This is a genomic window from Ruegeria sp. BHSB058, assembly GCF_059613285.1.
Genome location: NZ_JBXWSF010000023.1, coordinates 1 through 24,447 on the forward strand (window position 1 = coordinate 1; position 24,447 = coordinate 24,447).

Below are 24,447 nucleotides of genomic sequence, written 5' to 3' on the forward strand. Positions count from 1 at the left end.
GTTGGGTTCTATTCCCGCAAGCGCCCGATCAACGAGGACAGCAGTTTCTCTGTCCTGGGCTGACAGTTTGTCCCGAGCAGGGGGTTAGAATCCGGCCAGCGCCGCGTCGGCTGCCACGTGCGCCTTTCGGATGGCAACTTCGCGTACCGGGCCATATCCACGGATCTCATCGGCGCAAGTCAGAACTGCGGTCCAATCCTCGGCCCGCTCCGGCGAATAACCGGCCTGCGCCCGGTCGAGCAGGTCAAGATACCATGCCAGCGTTTCACGGTGCATCCGGGCCTCGGAATGATAGCGGAACGGGTTGAGAGGCGTCGGCCGCAGCGGTTTCATGCGGCCCAGTACACCCAGAGCAGCCTTCAGCCACGGCCCATAGCAGCGTTTTGCGGGCCGCCCGCGATTGTCGGTGCGCCGGTTCAGGAAAGGCGGGGCCATGTGGTATCGGAGTTTGAAGTCACCCTCGAACTGTTCGCCGAGTTCGCGAGCGAAAGCCTGACCCGACATCAGACGGGCCACTTCAAATTCGTCCTTATAGGCCATGAAGCGAAAAAGGTTGTGCACAGCGGCGCGGATCAGGGGATCAGGCGCGTCAGAGAGGGCGGCGCGTAAATCCGTGATACGGGCAGTGTATTTTCTTGCGTAGGCGGCGTCTTGATAATCGGTGAGAAATTCGGCGCGGCGGGCGATCATCTGATCCAGTGTATCCGGTTCGGGCTGAGGATCGGAATAGCCGTTCAGCCGCGTGGGATCGGCGGCCATGCAACGACCGATTGCAAAGGCAAGCCGGTTCTTTTCGACCGCGACCCCGTTCAACAGGATGGCCTGCGACAGCGCCACTTCGGTCACCGGCACCAGCCCTTTCTGCCAGGCAAAGCCCAACATCATTACGTTGGCAAAGACCGCATCTCCCAGCAGCGTTTCGGCTGCGGCGTTGGCGTCAAATCCAGTGACGTGATCTGCGCCAACCGCTGCGCGGATGGCGGCCTCGCGATGGCCGACGTTGAGCTGCGCATCGCGGCGCAAGACCAGATCGCCTGTCGGCATCTCGGCGCGGTTCAGCACCACCTGCGTACCCGGACGGTAATGCGCCGAGGCCTTTGGGGCGGAACTGACCACGATATCGCAACCGATAACCGCGTCGGCCGCACCCTGATCAATGCGAACCTGATTGAGCGCATCGGGTGTCGTGCCCAAGCGGATATAGCTGAGCACGGTTCCGAATTTCTGCGCAAACCCGGTGAAGTCGAGAACGGATGAACCTTTGGCTTCGAGATGCGCGGCCATGGTGACCAAGGCGCCGACAGTGACCACTCCTGTTCCGCCGACACCGGTGACAAGCAGGTCAAAGGGTTGGGCGAGGGAAGGCAGGTCGGGGGTTGGCAAGCCGGTTTCCAGCGCCGCGAGATCTAGCGAAACCGTACGTTTCCGACGCGTGGCGCCTTCGACGGTTACAAAGCTGGGGCAGAACCCGTTCAGGCACGAGAAATCCTTGTTGCAGGTGCTGAGGTTGATCTTGCGCTTGCGACCAAAGGGGGTTTCGCGCGGCTCGACGCTCAGGCAGTTCGACTCGACTGAACAATCGCCGCAGCCCTCGCAGACCAAATCGTTGATATACGCGAACCTCCTGGGATCTTCCATCGTGCCGCGCTTGCGGCGGCGACGTTTTTCGGTGGCGCAGGTCTGTTCATAGATCAGGACAGTAACGCCGGGGATGTCGCGCAACTCGCGTTGCAACCAGTCCAGATCGGAGCGGTCGTGAAACGAGGTTTGCGACGGGAAATCGGCGTGGTGGAACTTGGAAATGTCATCCGAAACGATGGCGATCCGTTCCACACCTTCGGCGCGGCAGGTCTGAGCGATGCCATGCACACTGACTGGCCCGTCGACCGGCTGACCTCCGGTCATGGCGACGGCGTCATTGAACAGGATCTTGTAGGTGATGTTGGTGCCTGCGGCGACCGCTTGCCGGATGGCGAGGCTGCCGGAGTGATACCATGTACCCTCGCCGAGATTCTGGAAGATGTGCTTGCCGCCGTTGAATTTCGACGCCACCACATGCGGCACCCCTTCGCCGCCCATTTGCGCATAGCCCACGGTCTGGCGGTCCATCCAAGACGCCATGACATGGCAACCGATGCCGCTGGCAGCCGTCGATCCTTCGGGCACCTTGGTCGAGCTGTTATGAGGGCAGCCCGAACAGAAATAGGGCGTTCGGGTTGCGCCAGGGATGTTAACTAGTTGTGGGGGCTGAGCTGTCAGCGCATTGGCTTTGGCCGGCAGGCCTTCCTCGGGGAAGAAGGTGTGCAGGCGCGCGGCGACGATGGGGGCCAGCATCAGAGGGCTGAGTTCACCGGTCCAGGGGATCAGTGGTTCGCCATGGCTGTCGTACTTGCCGACCATCTTGTGCGGCTTGTCACCCGGCCAGTCATAGAAATACTCCTTGAACTGGCTTTCGATGATGCCGCGCTTTTCCTCGACCACCAGAACTTCGGCCTTGCCCCTGACAAAGCGCAGCGCATTGCGACGGGCGAGCGGCCAGACCATGCCGACCTTATAGATGTCTATTCCCAGTTCCCGGCATTTTGCTTCATCAAGGCCCAGTAGTCGCAATGCCTCCATCAGGTCGAGATGGCCTTTGCCGGTGGTGACAAAGCCGAACTTGGCGTTCTTGATGCCATAGATGCTTCGGTCGATCGGATTGGCCTCGGCAAAGGCGCGCACGGCGCGCAGTTTTGCTTGAATACGGGTCTCGATCTCGGGGCTGGGCAGGTCGGCAGAACGCACGTGCAGGCCTTTTGCGGGCAACTCGATCTCAGGCAGGGCGAACTGCCGGTCCGGGCGAAGCTCAACCGAACGGGCACTTTCGACCGTTTCTGAAACGGCCTTGAAACCGACCCATGTGCCGGAAAAACGTGACAGGGCCAGCCCGTATTCGCCGAATTCCAGGTATTCCTCGACCGAGGCCGGGTTCAGCGTCGGCATGAACCAGGCCATGAACGCCACGTCGGATTGATGGGGCATAGAGGAACTGACGCAGCCATGGTCGTCACCTGCAACTACAAGCACACCGCCTTTGGGGGCCGAGCCATAGGCGTTGCCATGTTTCAGCGCGTCGCCGGAACGGTCCACGCCGGGGCCTTTGCCATACCACATGGAAAACACGCCCTCGACCTCGCACTGCGGATCCAGGCTGGCCTGCTGCGCGCCCAATACCGCGGTGGCGCCCAGATCTTCGTTAACGGCTGGCATGAAGGTGATGCGGTCGTGTTTCAGCCGTTCCTTGGCGCGCCACATTTCCAGATCCAATGCGCCAAGCGGTGAGCCCCGATATCCGGACACGAAACCGGCAGTTTCCAGCCCTGCCTCCCGATCCCGGCGGGCCTGATCCATCATGATCCGGACAAGCGCCTGGGTGCCGGTCAGAAAGACGCGGCCTTTTGTGAGGTCATAGCGGTCCTGGAGTCGATATGTTTGGAACTCGGGAATGTGGCGAGTCATCCATGAAGTCCTGTCAATTTTCGCGCGTTCTGGAAATTTTATCCCGATTGCAATGGAAATTTGATCCAGAAACAGTCAATTATGGACAGGTATTCGGAGGAAATAATCGAAAAATGATGAAAGTTCGAACAAAATGACCGTTTCATTTCAGCTCGATGAAAGAGACAGCCGCATTTTGACATTGTTGCAGAAGGACAGTCGAATCTCGAACGCGGATCTGGCCGAAGCGGTCGGTATGTCTGCATCTGCGCTTTGGCGGCGGGTGCGAATGCTGGAGGAAGCCGGGATTATCGAACGCTACGGTGCCGTCGTTAATCCGTCGGCAATGGGTTTGTCATTCGAAGCGATTGTGCATGTGCACCTGACGCGGCATGACCCGGAAAGAATCGTCGAATTCATTCGGGCGATCGAAAACAGCCCCGAAGTTCAGGAATGTTATGCAACCACGGGGCAGGCGGATTATCATCTGAGGGTGCTGTTTGCCGATCTGGCTGCCTACAACAAGTTTCTGGAGGGGTTTCTGTTCCGGCTTCCCGCCGTCGCCAGTGCCCAGACCAATGTCGTATTGCGCACAATCAAGCGCAACAAACCGGTTCAGAAATAGCGGAGGGGCCTTAGCACGCGCAGACGATCCAGGCCCAGGCCATGGCGATATAGGTCAGGTTGTGCATGCACTGATCCAGACCCGCAGCGCGCCAGAACGCGGCCTGATTGGGTTGCAGTTCTTTCTTGTCCGAGTAATAGGCCTTGGCAAAATCGATGTTGAAATGGATGAACCATTCGAGAGCGGATATCGCTATCGCAAAGATAATAGGTGCGCCGAGAAGAAGAAAAATCGCAGCAGACAAGATGGCATGTACACCCGCATGTTGCGCACGACCCGAATGCAAATACTCTGCCCGGCCCTCCAGCATCTTGGGGGTTTGTAGATAATAATCAGCAAACATATGCTTGATCTGCAATAGGCAGAGTAACAAAAGTACCGTGCCAGTCATTTCAGGCAAGGCGGTCCTCCTAATATCAATCTGCACCCAAGCTTAAGACGTTAATACGTATCGCGCAAACACTCTCGTGCAAATGGTGCGTGTATTGGAATGGGGGGATTCCATTTGCGTTGCGGCGTTCGGTTGCGATAGCGTGAATATGTGAACGGTTGGCGACCGTCTCACTGGGTGGTTTCAATAGGTTTGTCATCGGGGGCAGGACCCATAGAACGTACGCTATTTCGGTTCATCTGGAAGTATTCGAAGCGGGATCAGCTGATTTTGCTGGCCGTGACGTCCACGTTGTTCCCGCTGCTTTATCTGACACTCGAATTGCCCAAACGGATAATCAACGACGCGATCGGGGCGGCCAGTTCCACCGTCGAGTATTTTGGGATCACCTTCGATCAGACAACGTTTCTGATGATCCTGTGTTTTGCCTTTCTGCTGTCGGTGTTGGCGCATGGTCTGATGAAAATGCGGATCAACACGATGAAGGGCGTGTTGAGCGAGCGCATGCTGAGGCGGTTCCGCTATCAGCTCATCAGCCGGATTTTGAGGTTTCCGCAACCCTATTTCGAACGCGTGAGCCAAGGTGAACTTGTGTCCATGGTCACCGCCGAAAGCGAGCCGATGGGCGGTCTGATGGGTGATGCGATCAGCCAGCCAGTGCTGCAGGCCGGGCAGATGCTGACCATCCTGTCCTTTCTGTTTCTGCAAAGCTTCTGGTTCGGGCTTGCGGCCATTGCGCTGATCCCGTTGCAGGCCTGGCTGATCCCCAAGCTGCAACGCCAGATCAACCTGCTCAACAAGAAGCGCATACAGGAGGTGCGGGTTCTGGCAGCCCAGATCGGAGAGAACGCGGCCGGTGCATCGACCCTGCGCGGCAATGCGGGCTGGCGGTATCGACGGGCCATGATTTCGGACCAGCTTGGGCGGCTGTTCAGCATACGGTTCGACATCTATCAGAAAAAATTCTTCATGAAGTTTCTCAATAACTTCATTTCGCAATTGACCCCGTTCCTGTTCTACTCGGTAGGCGGTTTTCTGGTATTGCAGGGCCAGGTGTCGCTGGGGGCGCTGGTCGCGGCACTGGCGGCTTACAAGGATCTGTCCAGCCCGTGGAAGGAGTTGCTGACCTATTACAACCAGACGCAGGACATGGCGATACGCTGGGAAGTTGTGATCGAACGTTTCGCCCCCGCAGGCATGATTGACGAGGAATTGTTCGAGAACGAACCCAAGGAGAGCGTGCGCCTGAATGGCGATATCGTGCTCGACCATGTCTCGGTGCGGGATGCGGACGGCAATCACGTTTTGGATGATATGAATGCGGTACTGCCGGGGGCTGGCGTGATTGGCATATCGGCCCCCAGCGAGGAGGACCGTCTGGCCCTCAGCGAATTGTTGACGCGTGAGGTTCTGCCGGGATCAGGCAAGGTCATGATCGGCGGGCACGAACTGTCCAAGGTGCATCAGGTGGATGTGGCGGCGCGCATCGGCTATGCCAGTTCGCGCCCGGTCATGTTTCAGGGCACGTTCGGCGATAATGTGATGATGCCGATGCGGTTTCAGCCGACCGAACCCGCGCCAGAGAATCCGGACTTTGCCGAAACACTGCGGGCGGGCAACAGCGCCGATCCGTTTCACGCCGAATGGCTGGACCCGGCGCGCGCCGGTTTCCAGGACGAAGCGAGCCTTCGCGCGTGGTGGTTGCGACTGGTCGAAGGGATGGGGTCGGGGGCGGCCTTGTTCAGACGGGGCGCAGACCAGGTCTTTGACCACGGCGCGCATCCGGAACTGGCGGCAAAGCTGGTCGAGTTGCGCCCGATCGTAAGACGGGAAATCGGCAAAGCCGGGCTGGATCAACAGGCGTTTATCTTTGACCGCGACGCCTATAATCCCGCATTGCCGGTTGCCGAGAACTTGCTGTTTGCAACGCCGCGCGTGCCTGTCACACAGGAACTTCTGGCGCGCCAGGCGGTGTTTCTGGCACAGTTGCGGGATCTGGGGCTGGACGAAATACTTGTCGATCTGACCCGCGATGTGATCGACATGTTGCGTCAGATCTTTGGATTGGACGGCACCGACCATCCCCTGTTCCGAAAGCTGGGGTTGGAGGTGAACACTTATGAGGCGGCGTTGGATCTGGTCGAAAAGACGCGCAGCGCCGGGGCGCGGGCCCTGGACGATACCGAGTTGGCCAGCCTGCTGGCCGTTCCGTTCCGAATTTCGGCGGAACAGATAGGGCCGGCCTTTTCGGACGGTTTGAAATCCCGGATTCTGGAATTGCGGCACAGCCATTCCGACAAGCTTCTGGAAAGCTTGCGCGATGTCTTTGTGCCGTTACGGGTGGATGAGTTTGCGCCCGGATTGACCGTGCTGGAAAACGCCATGTTCGGCAAGGTCAGTCAGGTGGGTGGCGCGCGCACCGACGAATTGCGCAAACTGATCACCGACGTGCTTTCGGGTAACGGTGCGCGCCCGCTGGTGGTTGAGCTGATCTATGACATGCCGGTGAGCCTTGGGGGGCAGAACCTGCCCGCCGCCTTTGCCGAACCTTTGGCCTTTACACGGGCGGCAATCAAGAAGCCCGACATTCTGGTTCTGAACAGCGCGTTGGCGAGTTTCGACATGGATACTCAGGTATCGGTATACAAAAACCTGCGCGAGTTGCTGCCTGATACCACTGTGATCTACATCAACGACCATTTCAAATCGCCCGAGGCGTTTGATTTGCACATTGAGATTCGGCAAGGCCGGATCATCAGCGAGGAGGCTCCGATGGATGTTGAAGAGGATGGTGCCGCCTCGGCCGACCTGACGCGCAAGCTAAGGGCATTGGAGCAGACCCCGCTGTTTTCCGAGCTTGACCGGCGACAGCTGCGCCTGCTGGCCTTTGGTGCGCGCTGGTTCGAGGCCAAGGCGGGCGAGGTCGTTTTCCTGAAGGACGACGACCCGACCGACGGTGCCTATATGATCATCGAAGGCGAGGCAGGTCTGTACCTGCCCCAGAAATCCGGCGACGATCAGCTGATCACGCGCGTCGGGCCTGGAACGCTGGTCGGAGAGCTGGGACTGATCCGCAAAGAGCCGCGCGCGCTCAGCATGGTGGCCGAAACCAATCTGACCTGTCTGCGGATCGGTGAGGAGGAGTTTCTGGCCGTGGTCGAAAACGACGCGGCAACCGCGTTCAAGCTTTTGCAGGTTGTGGCGGGTTACGTTTCGAACTGACGAACAGAGCGAAAAATCACGTTTTGCAGAACAGTTTGTATAGCAGTTCGATCACCTGCGCGGTGTTTCCATCGCTGAGTGAATAGTGGATGGTTTTGCCATCCCGTCGTGTCGATACCAGCCCCTCTTCCCGCAGTCGGGCCAGCATCTGGCTGACGGCAGCCTGACGGATACCCAACAGGGTTTCCAGTTGCCCAACCGACTTTTCGCCGTCGCCGAGATGGCACAGGATCATCAGCCGACCCTCGTGGGCAAGCGTCTTGAGAAAGTTTGCGGCATCCGAAGCGCTTTGCTTCATGTCGACGGCGGTTTCGGGCTGAAATGCCTGATCTGATGTATTCTGAACTGTCACGGGTTGCTCGTAATCCTTTTGTCCAAACTACAACACAGCGTTGTGGCATGCAATCTCATGCATCCTGTGCTGGTGCACCACCCTGAAACGCGTTGCCGTTGACATAGTCACATGGTTCTTCCTGCATCTGCAAATGAAGCCCATCGCCGGTATAAGGATGGGCTCGCGCCAGATCTTCGTCAACTTCAATGCCCAAACCGGGCGCCTCGGGTGGCGTGACAAAGCCTAATTCGACTTTGATCGATCCTTTGATCAACTTGTCGTGAAAAGGTGTCTCTATGCTTTCAAGCAACAGGATATTGGGGATTGAGGCGGCGAGATGAATGTTGGCGGCCCACTCGATCGGTCCTGCGTACAGGTGGGGGGCCATCTGGGCGTTGAATATTTCTGCCATCGCGGCCACTTTCTTCATCTCCCAGATGCCGCCGGCACGTCCCAATGCGGGTTGCAGGATTTCCGCCGCGCCTGCCCGCAGGACTGCGCCGAACTCTGCCTTGGTGGTCATCCGCTCGCCGGTTGCGACCGGAATGCGGACGTTGCGGGCGACGCGCGCCATATCTTCGATATTGTCAGGAGGCGTCGGTTCCTCGAACCAGAGCGGCGAATAGGGCTCCAATGCCTGACCCAGACGGATCGCCCCTGCGGTGTTGAACTGACCGTGGGTTCCGAAAAGCAGGTCGGCCTTGTCGCCGACCGCTTCGCGGATCGCTTTGCAGAAAGCGACCGACATCGAGATATCGCTCATCGCAGGCATGTGGCCGCCCCGGATCGTGTAGGGGCCTGCGGGATCGAACTTGACCGCAGTATAGCCCCGCCCGACCATCGCAGCGGCGCATTCGGCCGCCTGTTCCGGTGAGGTCCAGAAATCGGTCAGGTCATGCTGCGGCAGCGGGTAGAGATAGGTGTAGGCGCGAATGCGGTCATTCATCCGCCCGCCGATCAGGGCGTGAACCGGTCGGTCGCGATCCTTGCCCAGAATGTCCCAGCAAGCGATTTCCAGCCCGGAAAACGCGCCCATGACGCTCAGATCGGGGCGCTGTGTGAAGCCGCTGGAATACACCCGGCGAAACATCAGCTCTATGTTTTCGGGGTTTTCATCCGCCATATGCCGCTTGAACACGTCGTGGATGATGTGTTTCATCGCCTCGGGACCGACCGACGAGGCATAGCATTCGCCCCAACCGGTGATGCCCGTGTCGGTGGTGAGCTTGACCAGTATCCAGTATCGCCCGCCCCAACCCGGTGCAGGCGGCGCGGTCACGATGATATCGAGATCCTGAAGCTTCATCGCATGTCCTCCTGTTCGGGTTATTCCACCGATTTGCGGTCAAACACGATCACGTTGCGCTTGGCGCCACCGGTCTTGGTGTCGGCGATTGCCTCGTTGATCTGGTCAAGCGACCAGCGCCCCGAAATCAGCTCGTCGAGCTTGAGACGCCCTTGCTGATAAAGATCGATCATCCAAGGGATGTCACGCTGAATGACTACGTCGCCCATCTTGGAGCCGATCAGACCCTGCCCGACAGCGGCAAGGATGACCGGTTCGTAACTGGCCATCGCCCCCGAATGAGGCATCCCGATCATGATGGCCTTGCCGCCGCGCCCCAGATAACGAGGAGCCTGTTCATAGGCCGGTATCGCGCCGACGGTGATCAGAACCGCGTCGGCTCCGCGCCCGCCAAGAGCCTTGTATGCGGCTTTCCAGGGTGCATCCAACGTGGCAAGGACCCCATGCGTTGCGCCGAATTCCCTGGCGATCTCCAGCTTTTCCTCGGTCATGTCGACCGCCACGATTCTGCGGGCCCCCGCAATGCGCGCGCCCTGGATTGCGTTCAGGCCCACACCGCCCGCGCCGATCACGACGACATCCTGACCGGGGCGCAGCCCGGCGGCATTGACGGCCGCGCCGACGCCAGTGATCACGCCACAGCTGAGCAGGCTGGCGACATCCTTGGCCATGGTGTCGGGGATCTTGACGATCTGGCGGTGGCTGACGACCACCTTTTCGGCAAAGGCACCGCAGGCCATCGCCTGTTCCAGGGGGCCGCCATCGGCGGTTTTCAGCGGACCCTTGACCGTGTCATAAGGTGTCTCGCAGATCGTCGGCTTGCCGCTGGCGCAGGACGGGCACGATCCGCAGGCGCGGATCAGCGTGGCCACAACGGATTCACCCACCTTGAAATCGCCAGCAGCGTCGCCGACTGCGGTTATGACACCGGCGGCTTCGTGGCCGTAAACAGCGGGCAGAAACCCACCCCAGGCTCCGCTGGCATAGGTGATGTCGGAATGACAGATCGCCACCGCATCCAGCGTGACTTCGACCTCGCCCATCCCCGGGGGAGCGATCTGGATGTCTTCGATAACAAGTGGCTTGTCGAACTCGCGGCATACGGCCGCCTTGATGGTTTGCATGGTCTCCTCCCCTTGATTGCCGGGCACGGTGGCCCGGCAGATCGCCGTCTGCAAGGTGGAAACCGGCAAAACAATGTCGTTCTTACGTCACGACACGATTTAAGCACAGGTGAAAACCGATCCGTTCGCGAAATGGGGAGGCGCGATGGCGCGTCAGTCGCTCAGGAATTCGGTCGTACTGCGCGCAAAGGCTTCGGCTTCGGACGGGGCAAGTCCAAGCTGATGCATAGGGTCAAACAGTTTGTGCGTGTCCAGTTGCGGCCAGGTCCGGGCAACGATTTCCTTCAGAGGGGTGCCTGTTGCGGCGGATTCCCGGCACAGTTCCTTGGTTGCGGCCTGTGCCTTGGGGCGCGGTAAGTGTTCGGCCAGCGCGAAACTCAGCGCTTCGGCATGGATCATGCCGAGATGTGATTCCAGCGCTGTGCGCATCGCGTCAAGTTCGGGCGAAATCTTCTGAGCCATGGACGAGGCGACCCGGGAAGAAGAACCCGCCCCCAAAACGATTTGTGGCAGGCACATCCATTCGGTGAACCACGCGGCGCCGTCGCGCTGATGGCGATGCATCGCCGCCCCCTGCAAAACACTCATCAACCCGGTCTGCTGGCGGGCCAGCGCCACCAGAACCGACGGAGCCACAGGGTTCTGCTTTTGCGGCATGGTCGAAGATGACCCGGCCCCGCCCAAGCCAATCTCGGCTATCCCGGTCTGGGTTAGCTCCACGCCGTCCTCTCCGATCTTGCCCAAGGCCAGCACAAAGCGGGTGAACCAATCGCAAAGGCGTAGAACGGAGGTTCGGTCGGTATGCCAGCTTCGCCCGGGGTCGTGCAGGTTCAAGAGTTTTGCAAGCTCTGCGCGGGTTGTGGCTGATTGCGCCCCCAGGGCTGCGCTGGTGCCAGCCGCGCCGGACAGGGACACAAGCAGGCAGTCTTGCCGCAGCGCAGGCAATTCCTGCATAAGCCCTAACAGGGGCCAGCCCCATGACGCGACCACGGCGCCAAAGCTGGTTGGGGTCGCGTGCTGCCCATAGGTGCGGGCTGGCATTGGCAGGCGGGCATGATCAAGGGCCAGCCGCGCAAGGTGGCCAAGAGTATCTTTAACATCGGTTTCGATCAGACCGATCGCCTGCCGCAGCCGCAGCATCAGCCCGGTGTCGATAATGTCCTGTGAAGTCGCGCCCCAATGAACATAGGCGGCATGTTCGGGGGCCTGCATCTCGGCCCGGAAGGCCGAGACCAGCGCCGGGACGCTGACGCCGTTTTCGCCGGTCGCGGCGGACAAGGCACCGGGATCAAGCTGAATCTCCATCGCGGCGCGCGAAATGGCCTGTGCGCTTTCCAATGGTATGATGCCCTGATCGCCCTGAACTTTGGCCAGCATCCCCTCGACCAGCAGCATTGCCCTCAACTCGGCACTGTCAGTGAAGAGGCGACCAACATCGCCAGACGGGAACAGCCTGGAAAACAGCACGCTGTCGAAAACGGATCCAGCCATCAGAATTTTCTTTCGATCTGCGACAGCATCAGCGCCAGTTCCTTGGGATGGGAAAAGAACGGAGAATGGGAGCTGTCGATTGTGAATTTCATATCTGGCGGAAAACCACTGCACATCTCGGCCTGATATTCGGTGGGTACAGTTCGGTCGTCGAGCGTTCGGATATAGGCCTTGGGCAAATTGGCAAAACCTTCACCAAGTACCAAGGGCGTTTCCTGCGGCCTGATTGCTTGCGGGCAAAGGCGTTGGGCGGCGAATTCGGCGGTCTCTTCGGCGCAGTCGTGATAGAACAGCGCCCTGACCTGATCCGGAACTACGGTATAGGAGAGGCCATCGGGCGATTTCTGGACGGACGAAATCAGGGGCTGGCGGGCCGCGCGCTTGCGCATCTGTGCCATGCTCTTGCCCGAAATGGGGACATAGGCGCAGAGATAGATCAGGGCGCGCATCTTGCCCGGAGCTGTCCCGGCCGCTGCCGAGATTGGATAGCCGCCCCAGGAATGACCTACAACTACAGTATCGGGGGTCGATGCCGACAAGACGGCATCGCGGCACCTAACCAGAGTGACATCGGCGACAGGAGTTTGGTCATCCCCGTGGCTGGGCATATCTATGGCGCGGGCAGAATGCCCCAGAGCGGTCAGTTCAGGGATCAGATCACGCCAACACCACGCCCCATGGCATGAGCCGTGAACCAGAAGGAAATCAGCCATTCCCGCCCTCCTTACCATGCCCTATACCGCGTAGGAATTCTGAAAGGATGGCAGCGTATTCTTCGGGTTTTTCAACGCATGGCAGATGGCCTGCCCTGCGGATGAGTTCAAATTTTGAGCCGGGGATCAGGTCGACCGTTTCACGCACCAGATCGGGTGGCGTCGCCCCGTCCTCGCTGCCCGCGATGCCCAGCGTTGGAAGTCGCAGGCCACTTGTCGGAGTATAGAAGTCGGTGCCGGAAATGGCCGCGCAACATCCCGCATAACCTTCGACCGGTTGCCGGACCAGCATGTTACGCCACAGGGTGAGGTTGGGCGAGGCGCGGAAATCCTTGGAAAACCAGCGTTCCATGATGTTGTCGGCCAGCGCTTCTATTCCACCGGCATTGACGGCGGCAATGCGCTTGTCCCACATGTCAGCGGTGCCGATCTTGGCACCAGTGTTTGACAGAACCAACGCGCGGATCTGATCCATCCGTTTGACCGCCAGTCCCTGCGCGATCATCCCGCCAATGGAGAGGCCGACAAAAGCGCAATCGCGGACCTCCAGCATATCCAGCAGAGCCTCGGCATCCTGCACCAGCGCACCCATCGAATAGGGGGCGGGCGGCAGAGACGACAGGCCGTGGCCGCGTATGTCGTAGCGGATGAACTTCAGCCCCTTGGGAAGCAAAGGCAAAACCGCATCCCAAAGCCGATAGTCGGTGCCCAGCGAATTGGCAAATACCACGGGCGCCCCGTCGGGGTCGCCGTCGATGCGATAGTAGAGCTGGACATGACCCAGATCGGCAATGTTCATGGGATACCCCTGTGTCAGCTTGGCTATGTTTCGCGAAGGTATAGGGCAGGATTGCCGCGTGATCCATGCTTCGGATCGGCAGCAGGTACCCCGGCATCAGGTGTGATCTGCCAGTGCCCGGGCAAAGAGAGCCGGTTCGACGTTGCCGCCCGAGGCGACGACGATCACGGTGTCGCCCTCGATCTCGTCCTGCCGGTACAGGGCCGAGGCCAGCGCCACGGCTCCGCCGGGTTCCAGAACGATCTTGAGGCGCAGAAAAGCCAAAGCCATGGCGCGCATGGCTTCGGTCTCGGTAACGCTCAGACCCGGGCCGCACAGGCGTTTCAGAATCGGGAAGGTGATCTGACCCGGTTCGGGCGTCAGGATTGCGTCGCAGATATTCCCCGAAGTCCGGTTGTTCCGTTCGATCCCGCCCGAGACCAACGAACGTTTCACGTCGTCAAAGCCTTCGGGCTCGCAGGTTCTGGCGCGCAGGCCGGGCGCGTGGCCCTCCAGCGCCAAGGCGATCCCGGAGGTCAGTCCGCCACCTCCACAACAAACCAGAACGTCGGCCATATGAACGCCGAAATCAGCGACTTGTTCGGCAACCTCCAACCCGACGGTGCCCTGACCTGCGATTACCTGTGGGTCGTCATAGGGGCGGATCAGGGTCAGGCCGCGCTCATTCGACAATGCCGCGCCGATATCCTCGCGGCTTTCGGTTTCCCTGTCATACAAAACGACTTCGGCCCCCAGTGCGCGCGTGTTTTCGATCTTCAGTTGCGGCGCATCCGACGGCATGACGATGACCGATGCGATTCCGTGTTTTGTCGCCGCCATCGCTACGCCCTGCGCGTGATTACCCGAAGAATAGGCGATGACTCCGCGTTGCCGCATGTTCGGGTCCAGCGCCGAAATCGCAGACCATGCCCCGCGGAACTTGAAGCTGCCGGTGTGTTGCAGGCATTCCGGTTTGACCAGCACCCTGCGCCCGGCAATGTCATCAAGGAAAGGAGAGCTTAGAAATGGGGTTCGCCTTGCATGGCCTTGCAGCCGTTTGGCGGCGGCTTTTATCAGGGGCAGGGTACTCATGCGGCCTCCAGGATATTGCGAATGACTGCGAGGGACTGCGGTTCGTCCAGGAACGGGGCATGGCCCCGATCAGGGACTTCTTCCGCGACGAGGGCAGGATGACGCTTGCGCATTTCCGCCAGCGTGCCCGGGCTGAGTATGTCGGAGTTCATGCCCCGGATAACACCAGTAGGGATGGTGCGCAACGCGTCGAACAGGGGCCATAGGTCGGGTGGTGGTCCGGCCGCGGCCTGTTCCAACAGGGCCTGCCGCAAGTTTACATCATAGCTCAGGGCCAGTCCTGTGGGCGTTTCAAGATATTGGTTTTCTGCCTGCTTTCGCCAAATCGAAAGGGGGACACCGGGGAATTGCGGTTCCATCGAGTCTTTCAGAACCTGCGCGGCATCTTCAAAAGTCTGGAATGTGGGTGGCTTGCCGACATACTCGAAAATCCGGGCAATCCCTGTCGGCTCCACAATCGGGCCCACATCGTTCAAGATTACGCCTGCCAGCCGGTCCTGGTGACAGTCAGCCAGCACCATCGCGATCAGACCGCCTCGAGACGTGCCCAGCACGGTGACTTTGCCAAGTCCCAGATGATCAAGAAGCTCGATGACATCCTGACCCTCTCGATTGACGTTGTAATTCATATAGTTCGGGTCATGGTCCGATTGCCCCCGGCCACGATAGTCGATCGCAATCAGACGCAGGTCGGGTACGTGCGGGGCGAGGAATGTGAAATCCCGGCTGGATCTGGTCAGACCGGCAAGGCAAACCAGTGGTTTACCTTTGCCGTTGTCCTCAAAGTAGATTTTTTTTCCGTCGCTTGAGGTGAAGTGCGCCATCAGGCTCCTGCCAGTTGGGGAATCGTGGTCAGGTCGGACAGTACATGCGCGGGCCGCCACGGCAAGCGGTCCATGGGTTCGGCAGCGCGGTTGACCCATGCGGTGACAAATCCGAATCCGCTGGCCGCAGCCGCATCCCAGCCGTTCGAGCTGACAAAAAGAACTTCGTCGCGGGCGCAAGCAAAGCGCTTGGTCACCAGTTCATAGACGCGGGCATCGGGCTTGAAGATGCCCACGCTTTCCACCGACAGCACATCATCCAGCACGTCGCCGATGCCTGCCGATTGCACCGCACCATCCAGCATCGCAGGCGAGCCGTTGGACAGGATTGCCGTTTGCATCCCAGCGTCCTTCAATGCCCCCAACATTGCGGGAACTTCGGGAAAGGCCTGCAGTTCCCAATAGAGATCGAGCAACCGCTGGCGAAGCCCGCCTTCTCCGTCCAGCCCGACCGCTTCGAGCGCCCAGTCAAGACCGTCCTGTGTCACCTCCCAGAAATCGGTATGGGCGCCGGTCACCGCCCTCAGCCAGGAGTACTGCAACTGCTTCAATCGCCAGAAATTGGCCAACTCCGGCCATTTGCCACTGAGCTGGGTATGCTCGGGCTCGGCTGCGGCCAGACGCGCGGCGGCTGCGACGTCGAACAGTGTTCCGTAGGCGTCAAAGACGCAGGTGGTGATTGGCATGTGCTCCTCCCTCTTCGCGGGCAGGTTCGCACAGGAATTCAGCGCGCGAAAGAGGGGCGGGTTTACAATGGTGTGACAGACATTAGGGTGGGCCGTTCAACCAAAACCCAACCGATCGGAGACCTCATGACCGAAATCAAGCAAGGCGACACGGTGCGCATTCACTATACCGGTACCCTGCTGGACGGGAGCACATTCGACAGTTCCGAAGGCCGCGACCCGCTGCAATTCGAAGTGGGGTCGGGACAGATCATCGTTGGGCTGGACAATGCCTTGCCGGGCATGATTGTCGGTGAAAGGAAAAAGGTCGAGGTGACCTGTGTCGAAGCCTATGGTCCGATCAATCCGGCGATGCGGCAGTCCATCCCGCGCGAAGGCATTCCCGACGATATACCGCTCGACATCGGCACACAGTTGCAGATGCAGACGCCCGATGGTCAGGCCCTTCCGGTAACGGTGGTCGAAGTTGACGATGCCACCGTGACACTGGATGCGAACCACCCCTTGGCGGGGCAGGACCTGATCTTTGACATCGAGGTCGTGTCGATCAATTGAACCGAAATGACGGCTGGGCCCGCGAATGCGCCTGACCTGGCCTGTTTGGCAGGCGTACTACCTGGTGGCGATCGTGAGGCCCATCATCGCCTGTGTCTGGGGCTGCGACAAGATCACCAGCGCCGCAAGCGAGAAACACAGGCTCACCAACAACAAGCGTATCAGGTTGCCCGATTGCCTTACTGGCGGTTCCGGCTTTTTCAGCGCCTTTTCGCGTTGCGCGGCGGCGGAGAGGATCATGTCAATTTTGCTCATGCCCGAATTCCTGCGCGCCAAGTGTGGTCAAAACTTGGCAAGCGCAGGGAAAGTTCGGGTCACATGAAGTCGGGTTGAGGCATTCCCAGGACGTGGAAACCGCCATCGACACGGATAATCTCACCCGAGGTGCAGGCGCCGGCATCGGACGTCAGATAAACAGCAGTACCGCCAACGGCTTCGAGCGTTGCATTCGAACGCATCGGCGCATTCTGGTCGCAGAATTTGTAGGTTTTGCGCGCGCCACCGATGGCCGCGCCGGCCAGAGTCTTCATCGGACCAGGCGAGATAGCATTGACGCGGATACCGTCAGGTCCGAGATCGTTGGCGAGATAGCGGGTCGCCGATTCCAGCGCGGCCTTGGCCACACCCATGACGTTATAGTTCGGAACCACCCGGTTCGAACCTTGATAGGTCAGCGTCAGCAGCGAGCCGCCATTTTCTTTCATCAGCGGATAGGCGCGGCGCGCCACCTCGATGAAGGAATAGGCCGATACATCCATCGAATGCTTGAAATTGGCCCGTGTAGTGTTCAGAAACCGCCCCGTCAATTCCGACTTGTCGGAATAGGCTATGGCGTGAACAACAAAGTCGACGGTGGGCCAACGGTTGGCCAGTTCGTCAAAGGCGCGGTCTAGCGACTCGTCATCGGTGACATCGGCGTCGACCATGAAATCACTGCCGACGCTTTGCGCAAGCGGTTCCAACCGCTTGCCGAAAGCTTCGCCCTGATAGGTGAATGCCAGTTCGGCACCGGCCTCGTGCATGGCCTTGGCGATGCCCCACGCGATGGAGCGGTCGTTGGCCACGCCCATGATCAGGCCGCGTTTGCCTTTGAGAAGATCCGACATTTCACTCATCCATTATACTTGGACAGAATCATGGACCCGTTTGTGCCGCCAAAGCCGAAGCTGTTGGTCATGACACTGTCCAGTCCTGCGTTTTCAACGACTTGCGTCGCAATTTCGCCGGGCAGAATGCCCTCGGCCAGGTTATCGACGTTGATCGAAGGGGTAATGAAGTCGTTGTCCAGCATCAGCAGGCAGAAGATCGCCTCGAGCGCGCCCGCCGCGCCTTGTGCATGGCCGGTCATCGACTTGGTCGATGAAATCGGCGGCACGTTGCCCTCGCCGAAAATTCGGCGTACTGCTTCGACCTCGCCCACGTCGCCAACCGGGGTCGAGGTGCCGTGTGCGTTGATATAGCTGACCTTGCGCCCCTCGGGCACGGTCTGCAGTGCCAGGCGCATCGCGCGTTCGCCGCCTTCGCCCGATGGGGCCACCATGTCATGACCATCCGAAGTGGCGGCAAATCCGGTCACTTCGGCATAGATCCTGGCGCCGCGTGCCTTGGCGTGTTCCAGTTCTTCCAGAACCACGATCCCGCCACCACCCGAGATCACGAACCCGTCGCGGTCCTGATCGAAAGCGCGTGAGGCGCGTGCGGGGGTGTCGTTGTATTTTGACGACATCGCGCCCATCGCGTCAAACAGGCAGCTGAGCGTCCAGTCCAGTTCCTCGCCGCCACCCGCGAACATCACGTCCTGCTTGCCCATCATAATCTGTTCAGCAGCGTTTCCGATGCAGTGCAGCGAAGTGGAGCAGGCCGAAGTGATCGAATAGTTGATGCCCTTGATCCTGTAGGCTGTCGCCAGGTTAGCCGAGATGGTCGAGCACATGCACTTTGGCACCGCAAACGGGCCGATACGCTTTGTCGCACCCGATTTCAGCACGGTCTGATGTGCGGTCAGCATTGCACTGGTCGAAGGACCGCCCGACCCGGCCACCAGCCCGGTGCGGGGGTTTACTACCTGATCATCGGTCAGACCGGAATCGGCAATGGCCTGACCCATCGCGATGTGGGCGTAGGCCGCGCCCGGGCCCATGAACCTGAGTGCGCGCTTGTCCACGTGTTCAGCCACATCGATTTTGAGCGTTCCAGCTACCTGACTGCGAAAGCCGTGCTCGACCATCTGTTCGTTGGCCTCGATGCCGGACCTGCCCGCTTTCAGCGATGAAAGCACTTCCTCGGCATTGTTCCCGATCGAGGAAACGATCCCCAATCCGGTGACGACGACGCGACGCATAAGCGTACTCCTGTGTTCCGTTCTCTGTTGCCTGGTCTTCAGCTGGGGTCAGCTTTCGGACAATGCAACCTTCATGTCCTTGACTTGATAAATCAATTCCCCATCTGCTTCGACCCGGCCATCCGCCACACCCATGGTCAGGCGGCGGGTCTGAACGGCCTTGGTGAAATCGACGTAGTAGGTCAGCTTCTTGCGGTCGGGGCGCACCATACCGGTCAACTTGATTTCGCCTGTGCCGATAGCATAGCCGCGCCCCTGCCAACCACGCCAGCCGAGGTTGAATCCGGTCAGTTGCCACAGCCCATCCAGACCAAGGCAGCCAGGCATGATTGGGTTGCCCGGAAAATGGCAGTCAAAGAACCAAAGATCCGGCGTGATATCGAATTCGGCCACCACATGCCCCTTGCCATGTGCGCCACCATCCGCCGAAATGTCGGTGATCCGGTCCATCATGAGCATTGGAGGTTCGGGCAACTGTGCGTTGCCTGGGCCGAAAAGTTCGCCGCGCGCGCACTTCAGCAGATCGTCTTTGTCAAAGCTGCTCGGGAATTGGGCCATTCTGCCGCCTCTCCTGCCAGAGTCTGTTGGTCACATCTGGCCTCCTCTAACACCCGTGTGCAAGGTCCTGCAAGAGCGGGTGCGCCGCAAGTTTCAAGCGAATGGCCCTGTTTGCGAATGAATTTCATTTGAAATTTCATCTGGGCACGACTTATATATATTGTCAAACCCATGCAGGTATCGACATCATGACGCCAGACAGTCTGGAAAACGCCACGCAGTGGTTGGCCAAGGCCGGTCTCAGACCGACGCGGCAGCGCGTTGCGCTGGCCGAGCTTCTGGTGGGTGACGGTAAACACCGGCACGTCACGGCGGAAAGTCTGTTCGAGGCGGCAAAGTCCAACAGTGCTGCCGTTTCTCTGGCCACCGTGTATAACACACTGCGCGCCTTTTGCGATGCAGGTGTGCTACAGGAAATCACGGTGGACGGATCGAAAAGCTATTTCGACACCAATACCCATGACCATCCCCATTTTTTTTGGGAGGATGAGGGGCGTCTGTCCGACGCTCCGTCGGATCAGCTGGTGATCCAGCGCTTGCCAAATGCACCCGAAGGGGTTGAAATTGCTTCCGTGGATGTGGTCATCCGCCTGCGCCGCAAGGCCTGATCAATTCTTTTCGAACAGAACGGCCAACACCCGTTGGGCCGCGTCAAACAGCGGGTCGGCCGGGCCGATGCCATGCCGAGCGATTACGACGGATTCGCGGGCTTCGGGATCGCGGACAGGCCGGCTTGCAATGGGAAGCCCGTCATAGCTCAGGGCGCCAACGGGGTTGGCGTAACTGATGCCGACACCCTCGCCATGCGCGGCGAGGCTGCGAAGGATTTCCAGTGAAGTTGCCCGATGCGCCACATGCGGCGACAGGCCCTTGCGTCTGAACAGTTCCAGAACATATTGCGCGGAAAGTCCCTCTTCGGACAGGATCAGCGGAAATTCGGCCAGCCGGTCCAAGGTCACGACCTCATGTGTCGCAAGCGGATGATCGGGTGGTATCAGCGCGTTGGGGCGGCAGACATACAGCAACCGCCGCGAGAATCCGGCATCCATTCCCAGATCATAGGTCAACGCGATATCTATCTGCCCCTTGAGCAATGCCGCGAGCAGGGCTTCGAAGCCATCGGCCCGATAGGTCACTTCGACATCCGGCAACTCAGAGCGCAGACGGCGGATGGCAGGGGCCAGAAGGAACGGAGCAAGGTCGACGAAACACCCTAGCCGAAGCCGTTTTGCGGGTATTGGAGGATGGGACGGGTCTTGCAACCGGGCGGCGTGGTCAAGCAGGCTTTTTGCGCCTTCGATAAAGGTCCGCCCTTGCGGGGTTACGGCCATGGCCGAACCGCGTTTTCGGATGAACAAGGGATAACCCAGATGTTGTTCGATTCTGGCCAGGGCGGCGGACAAGGCAGGTTGCGACACATTGAGATGCTCGGCCGCTGCGGTAAGGCTGCCGTGGTGGCCGATGGCGCAGACATATTCGTACTGGCGGAGTGAAATAAATAACATGAGATTATTTATTAGTTTCGAAGATATGATTTGAACAGAGGTTCGGGACCTGCACATATCTTGGCAAACACGGATTTACGGAGGATCCCTTGCCTCACCCATTGGTTACACAGGACATGATCGACACCTTTCAGCGGGACGGTGTCGTCTTTGTGCCCGGATTGTTTGCCGATCAGGTCGATACCTTGCGCGCAGGGGTCGAGGCGAACATGTCGAACCCAGGACCGTATGCATCGGAAAACAAGAAAGAAGGCCAAACCGGCAGGTTCTTTGACGACTACTGCAACTGGGACCGAATCCCACAGTTTCGCGAGGTGATCGAAACCTCACCCGTGGCCGAAGTCGCAGCGGATTTGATGGCATCCGAATCGGTGCAGATGTTCCACGACCATGTGCTGGTGAAAGAGCCCGGCACCTCGATGGCGACGCCATGGCATCAGGACGGGCCGTATTATTTCGTTGACGGACGGCAAACCATCAGTTTCTGGTCACCGCTCGATCCGGTGAAAGAGGCGACGCTGCGCTGTGTCGCAGGGTCCCACCTGTGGGAAAAGGAAGTGCTGCCGACGCGCTGGGTTTCGGAAGAGGGTTTTTTCCCTGACGAAGGTCAGTACATGCCGATCCCCGATCCCGAGGCTGAAGGTATGAAGATTGTCGAGTTTGAAATGCAACCCGGGGATGCGGTGGCGTTCAACTATCGCGTGCTGCATGGCGCGCGCGGCAATACTTCGGCGTCACGCCGCCGGGCATTTTCCCTGCGCCTGGTCGGAGACGATGCGCGTTACGTCGAGCGCCCGGGCCGAACATCGCCACCCTATCCGGGCCATGACATGCAACCAGGCCAGCGTTTGCGCGAGGACTGGTTTCCGGTTCTGTTCAGGCGCTGAGTTTGGAGTGTTCTCGGCGCGAAGGCTGGACCTCGTTTCAGAACCACTGCCCCGGTTCAATCAGGCCAAGATCGAGCAACTGGCCCGAGGACCATTCGAACGGTACGGAATTGCGCCATTTGAAGGTGTTGATCCGCGCCGCTGACACCGGATTTCGTTTCAGCGCCTTTGCAGCGCGAAAGGAACAGATAGCTGCAGTCAGATTGTGATGCCACGGGCAGGAATAGGTATTGTATTCAGCATCATTGAACGTGTGGTTCGAAAACAGCTCTAGCCCGGGTTTGGCTCTAAAAAGTGCGATGCGATCCATTCTCCGGCTTTCCTTTGGTATGAACTCGTCAAACCGCCAGCGCAGCCCGCCGGAAAAATCGAGTTGCCGTTCAAGCGGGTCCTCGGTTGTTGGGTCTATGCGCACTTCGGCAAAGTACCCCGATTTGTCGAGCATCGCAGTCGCGGGCGAAACCGCCGAGGGGCAAGTGTTCAGGTCTTCGGCGTACAGGTCGATCACGTAGGTCAGCATCGCGCTGCGGCGTTCCTCGGCGTGAAAAGACAGCATCTCGCCCACGCTGCGCGTTTCGCAGAACGGAAAGAACAGGTATTCGGCGTTGTAGCCGTAGTACATCCAGACATTGGGCAACGCGGCGACGATCCGGTTGACCGCCGCAAAGACCAAATGTCTGGGCCTACAAGTATAGGTGATCCGGTGCACCTGGTCGCCGAGATCCGTCGGCAGTTCGAAGTCATCCGGCATCAATGCGATCACCGTTTTGAACCCGAGATTCAAATGATGCAGCAATGTTCCTGCTATCTCGACGGCGTCTTCGGCAAAGATCATCGCCACCGGTCCTTTGACTGGCGATTTCGCGACCGAGTTCAGAAAACTGTCGAGTGATGGATACTGCATGCGATGTACTTGTCCTGCTCTGCTGGCATTTGCCGTCAAACTCGGGTAAATGCGCGCGCATTGCAAGCCGCGTCCGTTCCGTATAGACGGCGCCGATCCAGCGAAATCAAAGGCACGTTTCATGTCCGAACCGAAAAAGCTCTTCATCAAGACCTACGGGTGTCAGATGAACGTTTATGACAGCGAGCGCATGGCCGAGGCGCTGGGCGGGCAAGGTTATGTCGAGACGCAAAGCCCGGATGATGCGGACATGATCCTGCTCAACACCTGCCATATCCGGGAAAAGGCTGCGGAGAAGGTCTATTCCGAGCTTGGCCGATTCAAGGGACTCAAAGCGGAAAAACCCGATCTCAAGATCGGAGTCGCAGGCTGCGTCGCGCAGGCCGAAGGCGAAGAGATTATGCGCCGCCAGCCTCTTGTCGATCTGGTGGTCGGCCCGCAAAGCTATCACCGTCTGCCCGAGATGGAGGCGAAAACGCGCGAAGGCCAAAAGGCGCTGGACACGGATTTCCCGGAAGAGGACAAATTCGAAAAGCTGAAGAACCGTCCCAAGGCCAAGCGCGGCCCGACGGCGTTTCTGACCGTTCAGGAAGGCTGCGACAAGTTCTGCGCCTTTTGTGTGGTACCCTATACTCGCGGGGCCGAGGTCAGCCGGCCTGCGGATCGTATTCTGCTTGAGGCTCGCGAACTGGTGGAGCGGGGCGTGCGCGAAATCACGTTGCTGGGTCAGAACGTGAACGCCTATCACGGGGCCGGTCAGAACGGCGATATGACGCTTGCCGGGTTGATCTGGGAGTTGAACAAGGTCGACGGACTGGAACGCATCCGGTTTACCACATCGCACCCCAACGACATGAGCGACGATCTGATCGAAGCGCACGCTACCTGCGACAAGCTGATGCCCTATCTGCACCTGCCGGTGCAGTCCGGCTCGGACAAGATTCTGAAGCGGATGAACCGCAGCCATACGGCGGAAAGCTATTTGCGACTGATTGAGCGTATTCGTGCCGCACGCCCCGATATTCTGATGTCGGGTGATTTCATTGTCGGTTTTCCGGAAGAGACCGAAGAGGATTTCCAGGCCACGCTCGATCTGGTCGAAGAGGTAAAGTACGGTTATGCCTATTCGTTCAAGTATTCCACACGACCGGGTACACCGGCGGCGGAACGGCCACAGGTTCCGGGAAAGGAAGCCGATGACCGGCTGCAACGGCTTCAAGCACTGATTACCAAGCATCAGCGCAGCGTGCAGGACAGCATGGTCGGGCGTGACGTGCATGTGTTGTTTGAAAAGCCCGGGCGGCTCGACGGGCAGATGGTCGGAAAATCAGAGTATCTGCATGCGGTCCACGTAAATCGGGCTGATGTAGTTCCTGGTGATCTGCGTCGTGTGCGCATCACGTCCTCCGGTTCCAACTCTCTCGCCGGAGGGTTGACATAATCTTGAGGGGAAAAGCCGAAAAATAGCCAGATTTGGGGTGCTATTGGCATTTCGATAACAAAGATTCACTTTGCCGAAACCTGTTTCTGGTTTAGGTCATCGAAATCGCACCATCTGGGCAACGGTGCGAATGGTCTTTGGGGCCGGATAGTTTGTGAGGCTCCGTAAGGAGTTGGTACGAGGAGGGAGCAGA

At 59.1% G+C, this 24,447-nt stretch carries 23 protein-coding genes; 6 read left to right on the top strand and 17 right to left on the bottom strand.

All coding sequences use genetic code 11. From position 1 onward, the window contains the following. Positions 1-84: 84 nt before the first annotated feature. On the bottom strand, positions 85-3,498 hold the full coding sequence (locus AC2FNB_RS08165) for an indolepyruvate ferredoxin oxidoreductase family protein (protein ID WP_496745594.1): 3,414 nt from the start codon (positions 3,496-3,498) through the stop codon (positions 85-87). A gap of 133 nt (positions 3,499-3,631) precedes the next feature. Between AC2FNB_RS08165 and AC2FNB_RS08170 the strand changes: the two genes are divergently transcribed. Then, the gene (locus AC2FNB_RS08170) at positions 3,632-4,102 is read left to right on the top strand and encodes an Lrp/AsnC family transcriptional regulator (protein WP_496745596.1); all 471 of its coding nucleotides are present in this window, start codon (positions 3,632-3,634) and stop codon (positions 4,100-4,102) included. A 10-nt stretch (positions 4,103-4,112) separates the two neighbouring features. On the opposite strand, the gene AC2FNB_RS08175 is transcribed toward AC2FNB_RS08170, so the two are convergent. After that, positions 4,113-4,493, bottom strand: coding sequence for a DUF3307 domain-containing protein (locus tag AC2FNB_RS08175; protein WP_480748089.1), 381 nt, complete (start codon positions 4,491-4,493; stop codon positions 4,113-4,115). 177 nt (positions 4,494-4,670) lie between these two features. Here AC2FNB_RS08175 and AC2FNB_RS08180 point away from each other — a divergent pair, with 177 nt between their 5' ends. Beyond that, positions 4,671-7,715, top strand: coding sequence for a cyclic nucleotide-binding domain-containing protein (locus AC2FNB_RS08180; protein WP_496745652.1), 3,045 nt, complete (start codon positions 4,671-4,673; stop codon positions 7,713-7,715). Positions 7,716-7,731: 16 nt separating this feature from the next. Here the strand turns inward: AC2FNB_RS08180 and AC2FNB_RS08185 are convergent, their stop codons facing one another. From AC2FNB_RS08185 to AC2FNB_RS08225, 9 genes are all read right to left on the bottom strand, one after another. Beyond that, entirely contained in the window at positions 7,732-8,013 is a 282-nt protein-coding gene (locus tag AC2FNB_RS08185; protein WP_480748087.1) for an ArsR/SmtB family transcription factor, read from the bottom strand. Positions 8,014-8,122: 109 nt separating this feature from the next. Beyond that, positions 8,123-9,355 carry a mandelate racemase/muconate lactonizing enzyme family protein gene (locus AC2FNB_RS08190; RefSeq protein WP_496745598.1) on the bottom strand — a complete coding sequence of 411 codons (1,233 nt, stop codon included), beginning with the start codon at positions 9,353-9,355 and terminating at the stop codon, positions 8,123-8,125. 20 nt (positions 9,356-9,375) lie between these two features. After that, entirely contained in the window at positions 9,376-10,479 is a 1,104-nt protein-coding gene (locus tag AC2FNB_RS08195; protein ID WP_496745599.1) for a Zn-dependent alcohol dehydrogenase, read from the bottom strand. A 153-nt stretch (positions 10,480-10,632) separates the two neighbouring features. Next, entirely contained in the window at positions 10,633-11,970 is a 1,338-nt protein-coding gene (locus AC2FNB_RS08200) for a class-II fumarase/aspartase family protein (protein WP_496745601.1), read from the bottom strand. Then, positions 11,970-12,683, bottom strand: coding sequence for an alpha/beta fold hydrolase (locus AC2FNB_RS08205; protein WP_496745603.1), 714 nt, complete (start codon positions 12,681-12,683; stop codon positions 11,970-11,972). The genes AC2FNB_RS08200 and AC2FNB_RS08205 overlap by 1 nt, the downstream gene beginning before the upstream one ends. Continuing rightward, positions 12,676-13,482: a 3-oxoadipate enol-lactonase gene (gene pcaD, locus AC2FNB_RS08210; protein WP_496745605.1), complete on the bottom strand. Its 807-nt coding sequence runs from the start codon at positions 13,480-13,482 to the stop codon at positions 12,676-12,678. Before pcaD ends, AC2FNB_RS08205 begins: the two co-directional genes overlap by 8 nt. 96 nt (positions 13,483-13,578) lie before the next feature. Next, entirely contained in the window at positions 13,579-14,553 is a 975-nt protein-coding gene (locus AC2FNB_RS08215) for a threonine ammonia-lyase (RefSeq protein WP_496745607.1), read from the bottom strand. Continuing rightward, complete coding sequence (locus tag AC2FNB_RS08220) at positions 14,550-15,377, bottom strand: alpha/beta fold hydrolase (RefSeq protein WP_496745608.1); 828 nt, start codon at positions 15,375-15,377, stop codon at positions 14,550-14,552. Before AC2FNB_RS08220 ends, AC2FNB_RS08215 begins: the two co-directional genes overlap by 4 nt. After that, positions 15,377-16,063 (bottom strand): haloacid dehalogenase type II, encoded by a 687-nt coding sequence (locus AC2FNB_RS08225; protein WP_480747913.1) that lies wholly within the window; start codon positions 16,061-16,063, stop codon positions 15,377-15,379. The genes AC2FNB_RS08220 and AC2FNB_RS08225 overlap by 1 nt, the downstream gene beginning before the upstream one ends. 126 nt (positions 16,064-16,189) lie before the next feature. Here AC2FNB_RS08225 and AC2FNB_RS08230 point away from each other — a divergent pair, with 126 nt between their 5' ends. Then, a complete protein-coding gene (locus AC2FNB_RS08230; RefSeq protein WP_496745609.1) occupies positions 16,190-16,618 on the top strand; it encodes an FKBP-type peptidyl-prolyl cis-trans isomerase in 429 nt (142 codons plus the stop codon). A gap of 57 nt (positions 16,619-16,675) precedes the next feature. Here AC2FNB_RS08230 and AC2FNB_RS08235 read toward each other — a convergent pair whose 3' ends face one another. The 4 genes from AC2FNB_RS08235 to fabA are packed head-to-tail and all read right to left on the bottom strand — an operon-like array spanning position 16,676 to position 19,517. Then, entirely contained in the window at positions 16,676-16,873 is a 198-nt protein-coding gene (locus AC2FNB_RS08235) for a hypothetical protein (RefSeq protein ID WP_480747911.1), read from the bottom strand. A 59-nt stretch (positions 16,874-16,932) separates the two neighbouring features. Next, positions 16,933-17,724: an enoyl-ACP reductase FabI gene (locus AC2FNB_RS08240; RefSeq protein WP_480747910.1), complete on the bottom strand. Its 792-nt coding sequence runs from the start codon at positions 17,722-17,724 to the stop codon at positions 16,933-16,935. Between the two features lie 5 nt (positions 17,725-17,729). Further along, positions 17,730-18,959, bottom strand: coding sequence for a beta-ketoacyl-ACP synthase I (gene fabB / locus AC2FNB_RS08245; RefSeq protein ID WP_496745612.1), 1,230 nt, complete (start codon positions 18,957-18,959; stop codon positions 17,730-17,732). Between the two features lie 48 nt (positions 18,960-19,007). Then, positions 19,008-19,517 (bottom strand): bifunctional 3-hydroxydecanoyl-ACP dehydratase/trans-2-decenoyl-ACP isomerase, encoded by a 510-nt coding sequence (gene fabA / locus AC2FNB_RS08250; RefSeq protein ID WP_480747908.1) that lies wholly within the window; start codon positions 19,515-19,517, stop codon positions 19,008-19,010. A 188-nt stretch (positions 19,518-19,705) separates the two neighbouring features. On the opposite strand from fabA, the gene irrA reads away from it, so the two are divergent. Then, positions 19,706-20,125, top strand: coding sequence for an iron response transcriptional regulator IrrA (irrA, locus tag AC2FNB_RS08255; protein WP_480747907.1), 420 nt, complete (start codon positions 19,706-19,708; stop codon positions 20,123-20,125). On the opposite strand, the gene AC2FNB_RS08260 is transcribed toward irrA, so the two are convergent. Next, positions 20,126-21,022, bottom strand: coding sequence for a LysR family transcriptional regulator (locus tag AC2FNB_RS08260; protein WP_496745614.1), 897 nt, complete (start codon positions 21,020-21,022; stop codon positions 20,126-20,128). 89 nt (positions 21,023-21,111) lie between these two features. Between AC2FNB_RS08260 and AC2FNB_RS08265 the strand changes: the two genes are divergently transcribed. Continuing rightward, positions 21,112-21,909 (top strand): phytanoyl-CoA dioxygenase family protein, encoded by a 798-nt coding sequence (locus AC2FNB_RS08265; RefSeq protein ID WP_480747905.1) that lies wholly within the window; start codon positions 21,112-21,114, stop codon positions 21,907-21,909. A gap of 37 nt (positions 21,910-21,946) precedes the next feature. Here the strand turns inward: AC2FNB_RS08265 and AC2FNB_RS08270 are convergent, their stop codons facing one another. Beyond that, the gene (locus AC2FNB_RS08270) at positions 21,947-22,813 is read right to left on the bottom strand and encodes a hypothetical protein (protein ID WP_480747904.1); all 867 of its coding nucleotides are present in this window, start codon (positions 22,811-22,813) and stop codon (positions 21,947-21,949) included. Positions 22,814-22,934: 121 nt separating this feature from the next. On the opposite strand from AC2FNB_RS08270, the gene miaB reads away from it, so the two are divergent. Beyond that, positions 22,935-24,254 carry a tRNA (N6-isopentenyl adenosine(37)-C2)-methylthiotransferase MiaB gene (gene miaB / locus AC2FNB_RS08275; protein WP_496745617.1) on the top strand — a complete coding sequence of 440 codons (1,320 nt, stop codon included), beginning with the start codon at positions 22,935-22,937 and terminating at the stop codon, positions 24,252-24,254. Positions 24,255-24,447: the final 193 nt, after the last annotated feature.

Excerpts from the sequence above, each read along its gene's own strand:
- AC2FNB_RS08165 (WP_496745594.1), bottom strand. The coding sequence starts at position 3,498 with ATGACTCGCCACATTCCCGAGTTCCAAACATATCGACTCCAGGACCGC.
- AC2FNB_RS08170 (WP_496745596.1), top strand. The coding sequence starts at position 3,632 with ATGACCGTTTCATTTCAGCTCGATGAAAGAGACAGCCGCATTTTGACA.
- AC2FNB_RS08175 (WP_480748089.1), bottom strand. The coding sequence starts at position 4,493 with ATGACTGGCACGGTACTTTTGTTACTCTGCCTATTGCAGATCAAGCAT.
- AC2FNB_RS08185 (WP_480748087.1), bottom strand. The coding sequence starts at position 8,013 with ATGAAGCAAAGCGCTTCGGATGCCGCAAACTTTCTCAAGACGCTTGCC.
- AC2FNB_RS08190 (WP_496745598.1), bottom strand. The coding sequence starts at position 9,355 with ATGAAGCTTCAGGATCTCGATATCATCGTGACCGCGCCGCCTGCACCG.
- AC2FNB_RS08195 (WP_496745599.1), bottom strand. The coding sequence starts at position 10,479 with ATGCAAACCATCAAGGCGGCCGTATGCCGCGAGTTCGACAAGCCACTT.
- AC2FNB_RS08200 (WP_496745601.1), bottom strand. The coding sequence starts at position 11,970 with ATGGCTGGATCCGTTTTCGACAGCGTGCTGTTTTCCAGGCTGTTCCCG.
- AC2FNB_RS08205 (WP_496745603.1), bottom strand. The coding sequence starts at position 12,683 with ATGGCTGATTTCCTTCTGGTTCACGGCTCATGCCATGGGGCGTGGTGT.
- pcaD (WP_496745605.1), bottom strand. The coding sequence starts at position 13,482 with ATGAACATTGCCGATCTGGGTCATGTCCAGCTCTACTATCGCATCGAC.
- AC2FNB_RS08215 (WP_496745607.1), bottom strand. The coding sequence starts at position 14,553 with ATGAGTACCCTGCCCCTGATAAAAGCCGCCGCCAAACGGCTGCAAGGC.
- AC2FNB_RS08220 (WP_496745608.1), bottom strand. The coding sequence starts at position 15,377 with ATGGCGCACTTCACCTCAAGCGACGGAAAAAAAATCTACTTTGAGGAC.
- AC2FNB_RS08225 (WP_480747913.1), bottom strand. The coding sequence starts at position 16,063 with ATGCCAATCACCACCTGCGTCTTTGACGCCTACGGAACACTGTTCGAC.
- AC2FNB_RS08230 (WP_496745609.1), top strand. The coding sequence starts at position 16,190 with ATGACCGAAATCAAGCAAGGCGACACGGTGCGCATTCACTATACCGGT.
- AC2FNB_RS08235 (WP_480747911.1), bottom strand. The coding sequence starts at position 16,873 with ATGAGCAAAATTGACATGATCCTCTCCGCCGCCGCGCAACGCGAAAAG.
- AC2FNB_RS08240 (WP_480747910.1), bottom strand. The coding sequence starts at position 17,724 with ATGTCGGATCTTCTCAAAGGCAAACGCGGCCTGATCATGGGCGTGGCC.
- fabB (WP_496745612.1), bottom strand. The coding sequence starts at position 18,959 with ATGCGTCGCGTCGTCGTCACCGGATTGGGGATCGTTTCCTCGATCGGG.
- fabA (WP_480747908.1), bottom strand. The coding sequence starts at position 19,517 with ATGGCCCAATTCCCGAGCAGCTTTGACAAAGACGATCTGCTGAAGTGC.
- irrA (WP_480747907.1), top strand. The coding sequence starts at position 19,706 with ATGACGCCAGACAGTCTGGAAAACGCCACGCAGTGGTTGGCCAAGGCC.
- AC2FNB_RS08260 (WP_496745614.1), bottom strand. The coding sequence starts at position 21,022 with ATGTTATTTATTTCACTCCGCCAGTACGAATATGTCTGCGCCATCGGC.
- AC2FNB_RS08270 (WP_480747904.1), bottom strand. The coding sequence starts at position 22,813 with ATGCAGTATCCATCACTCGACAGTTTTCTGAACTCGGTCGCGAAATCG.
- miaB (WP_496745617.1), top strand. The coding sequence starts at position 22,935 with ATGTCCGAACCGAAAAAGCTCTTCATCAAGACCTACGGGTGTCAGATG.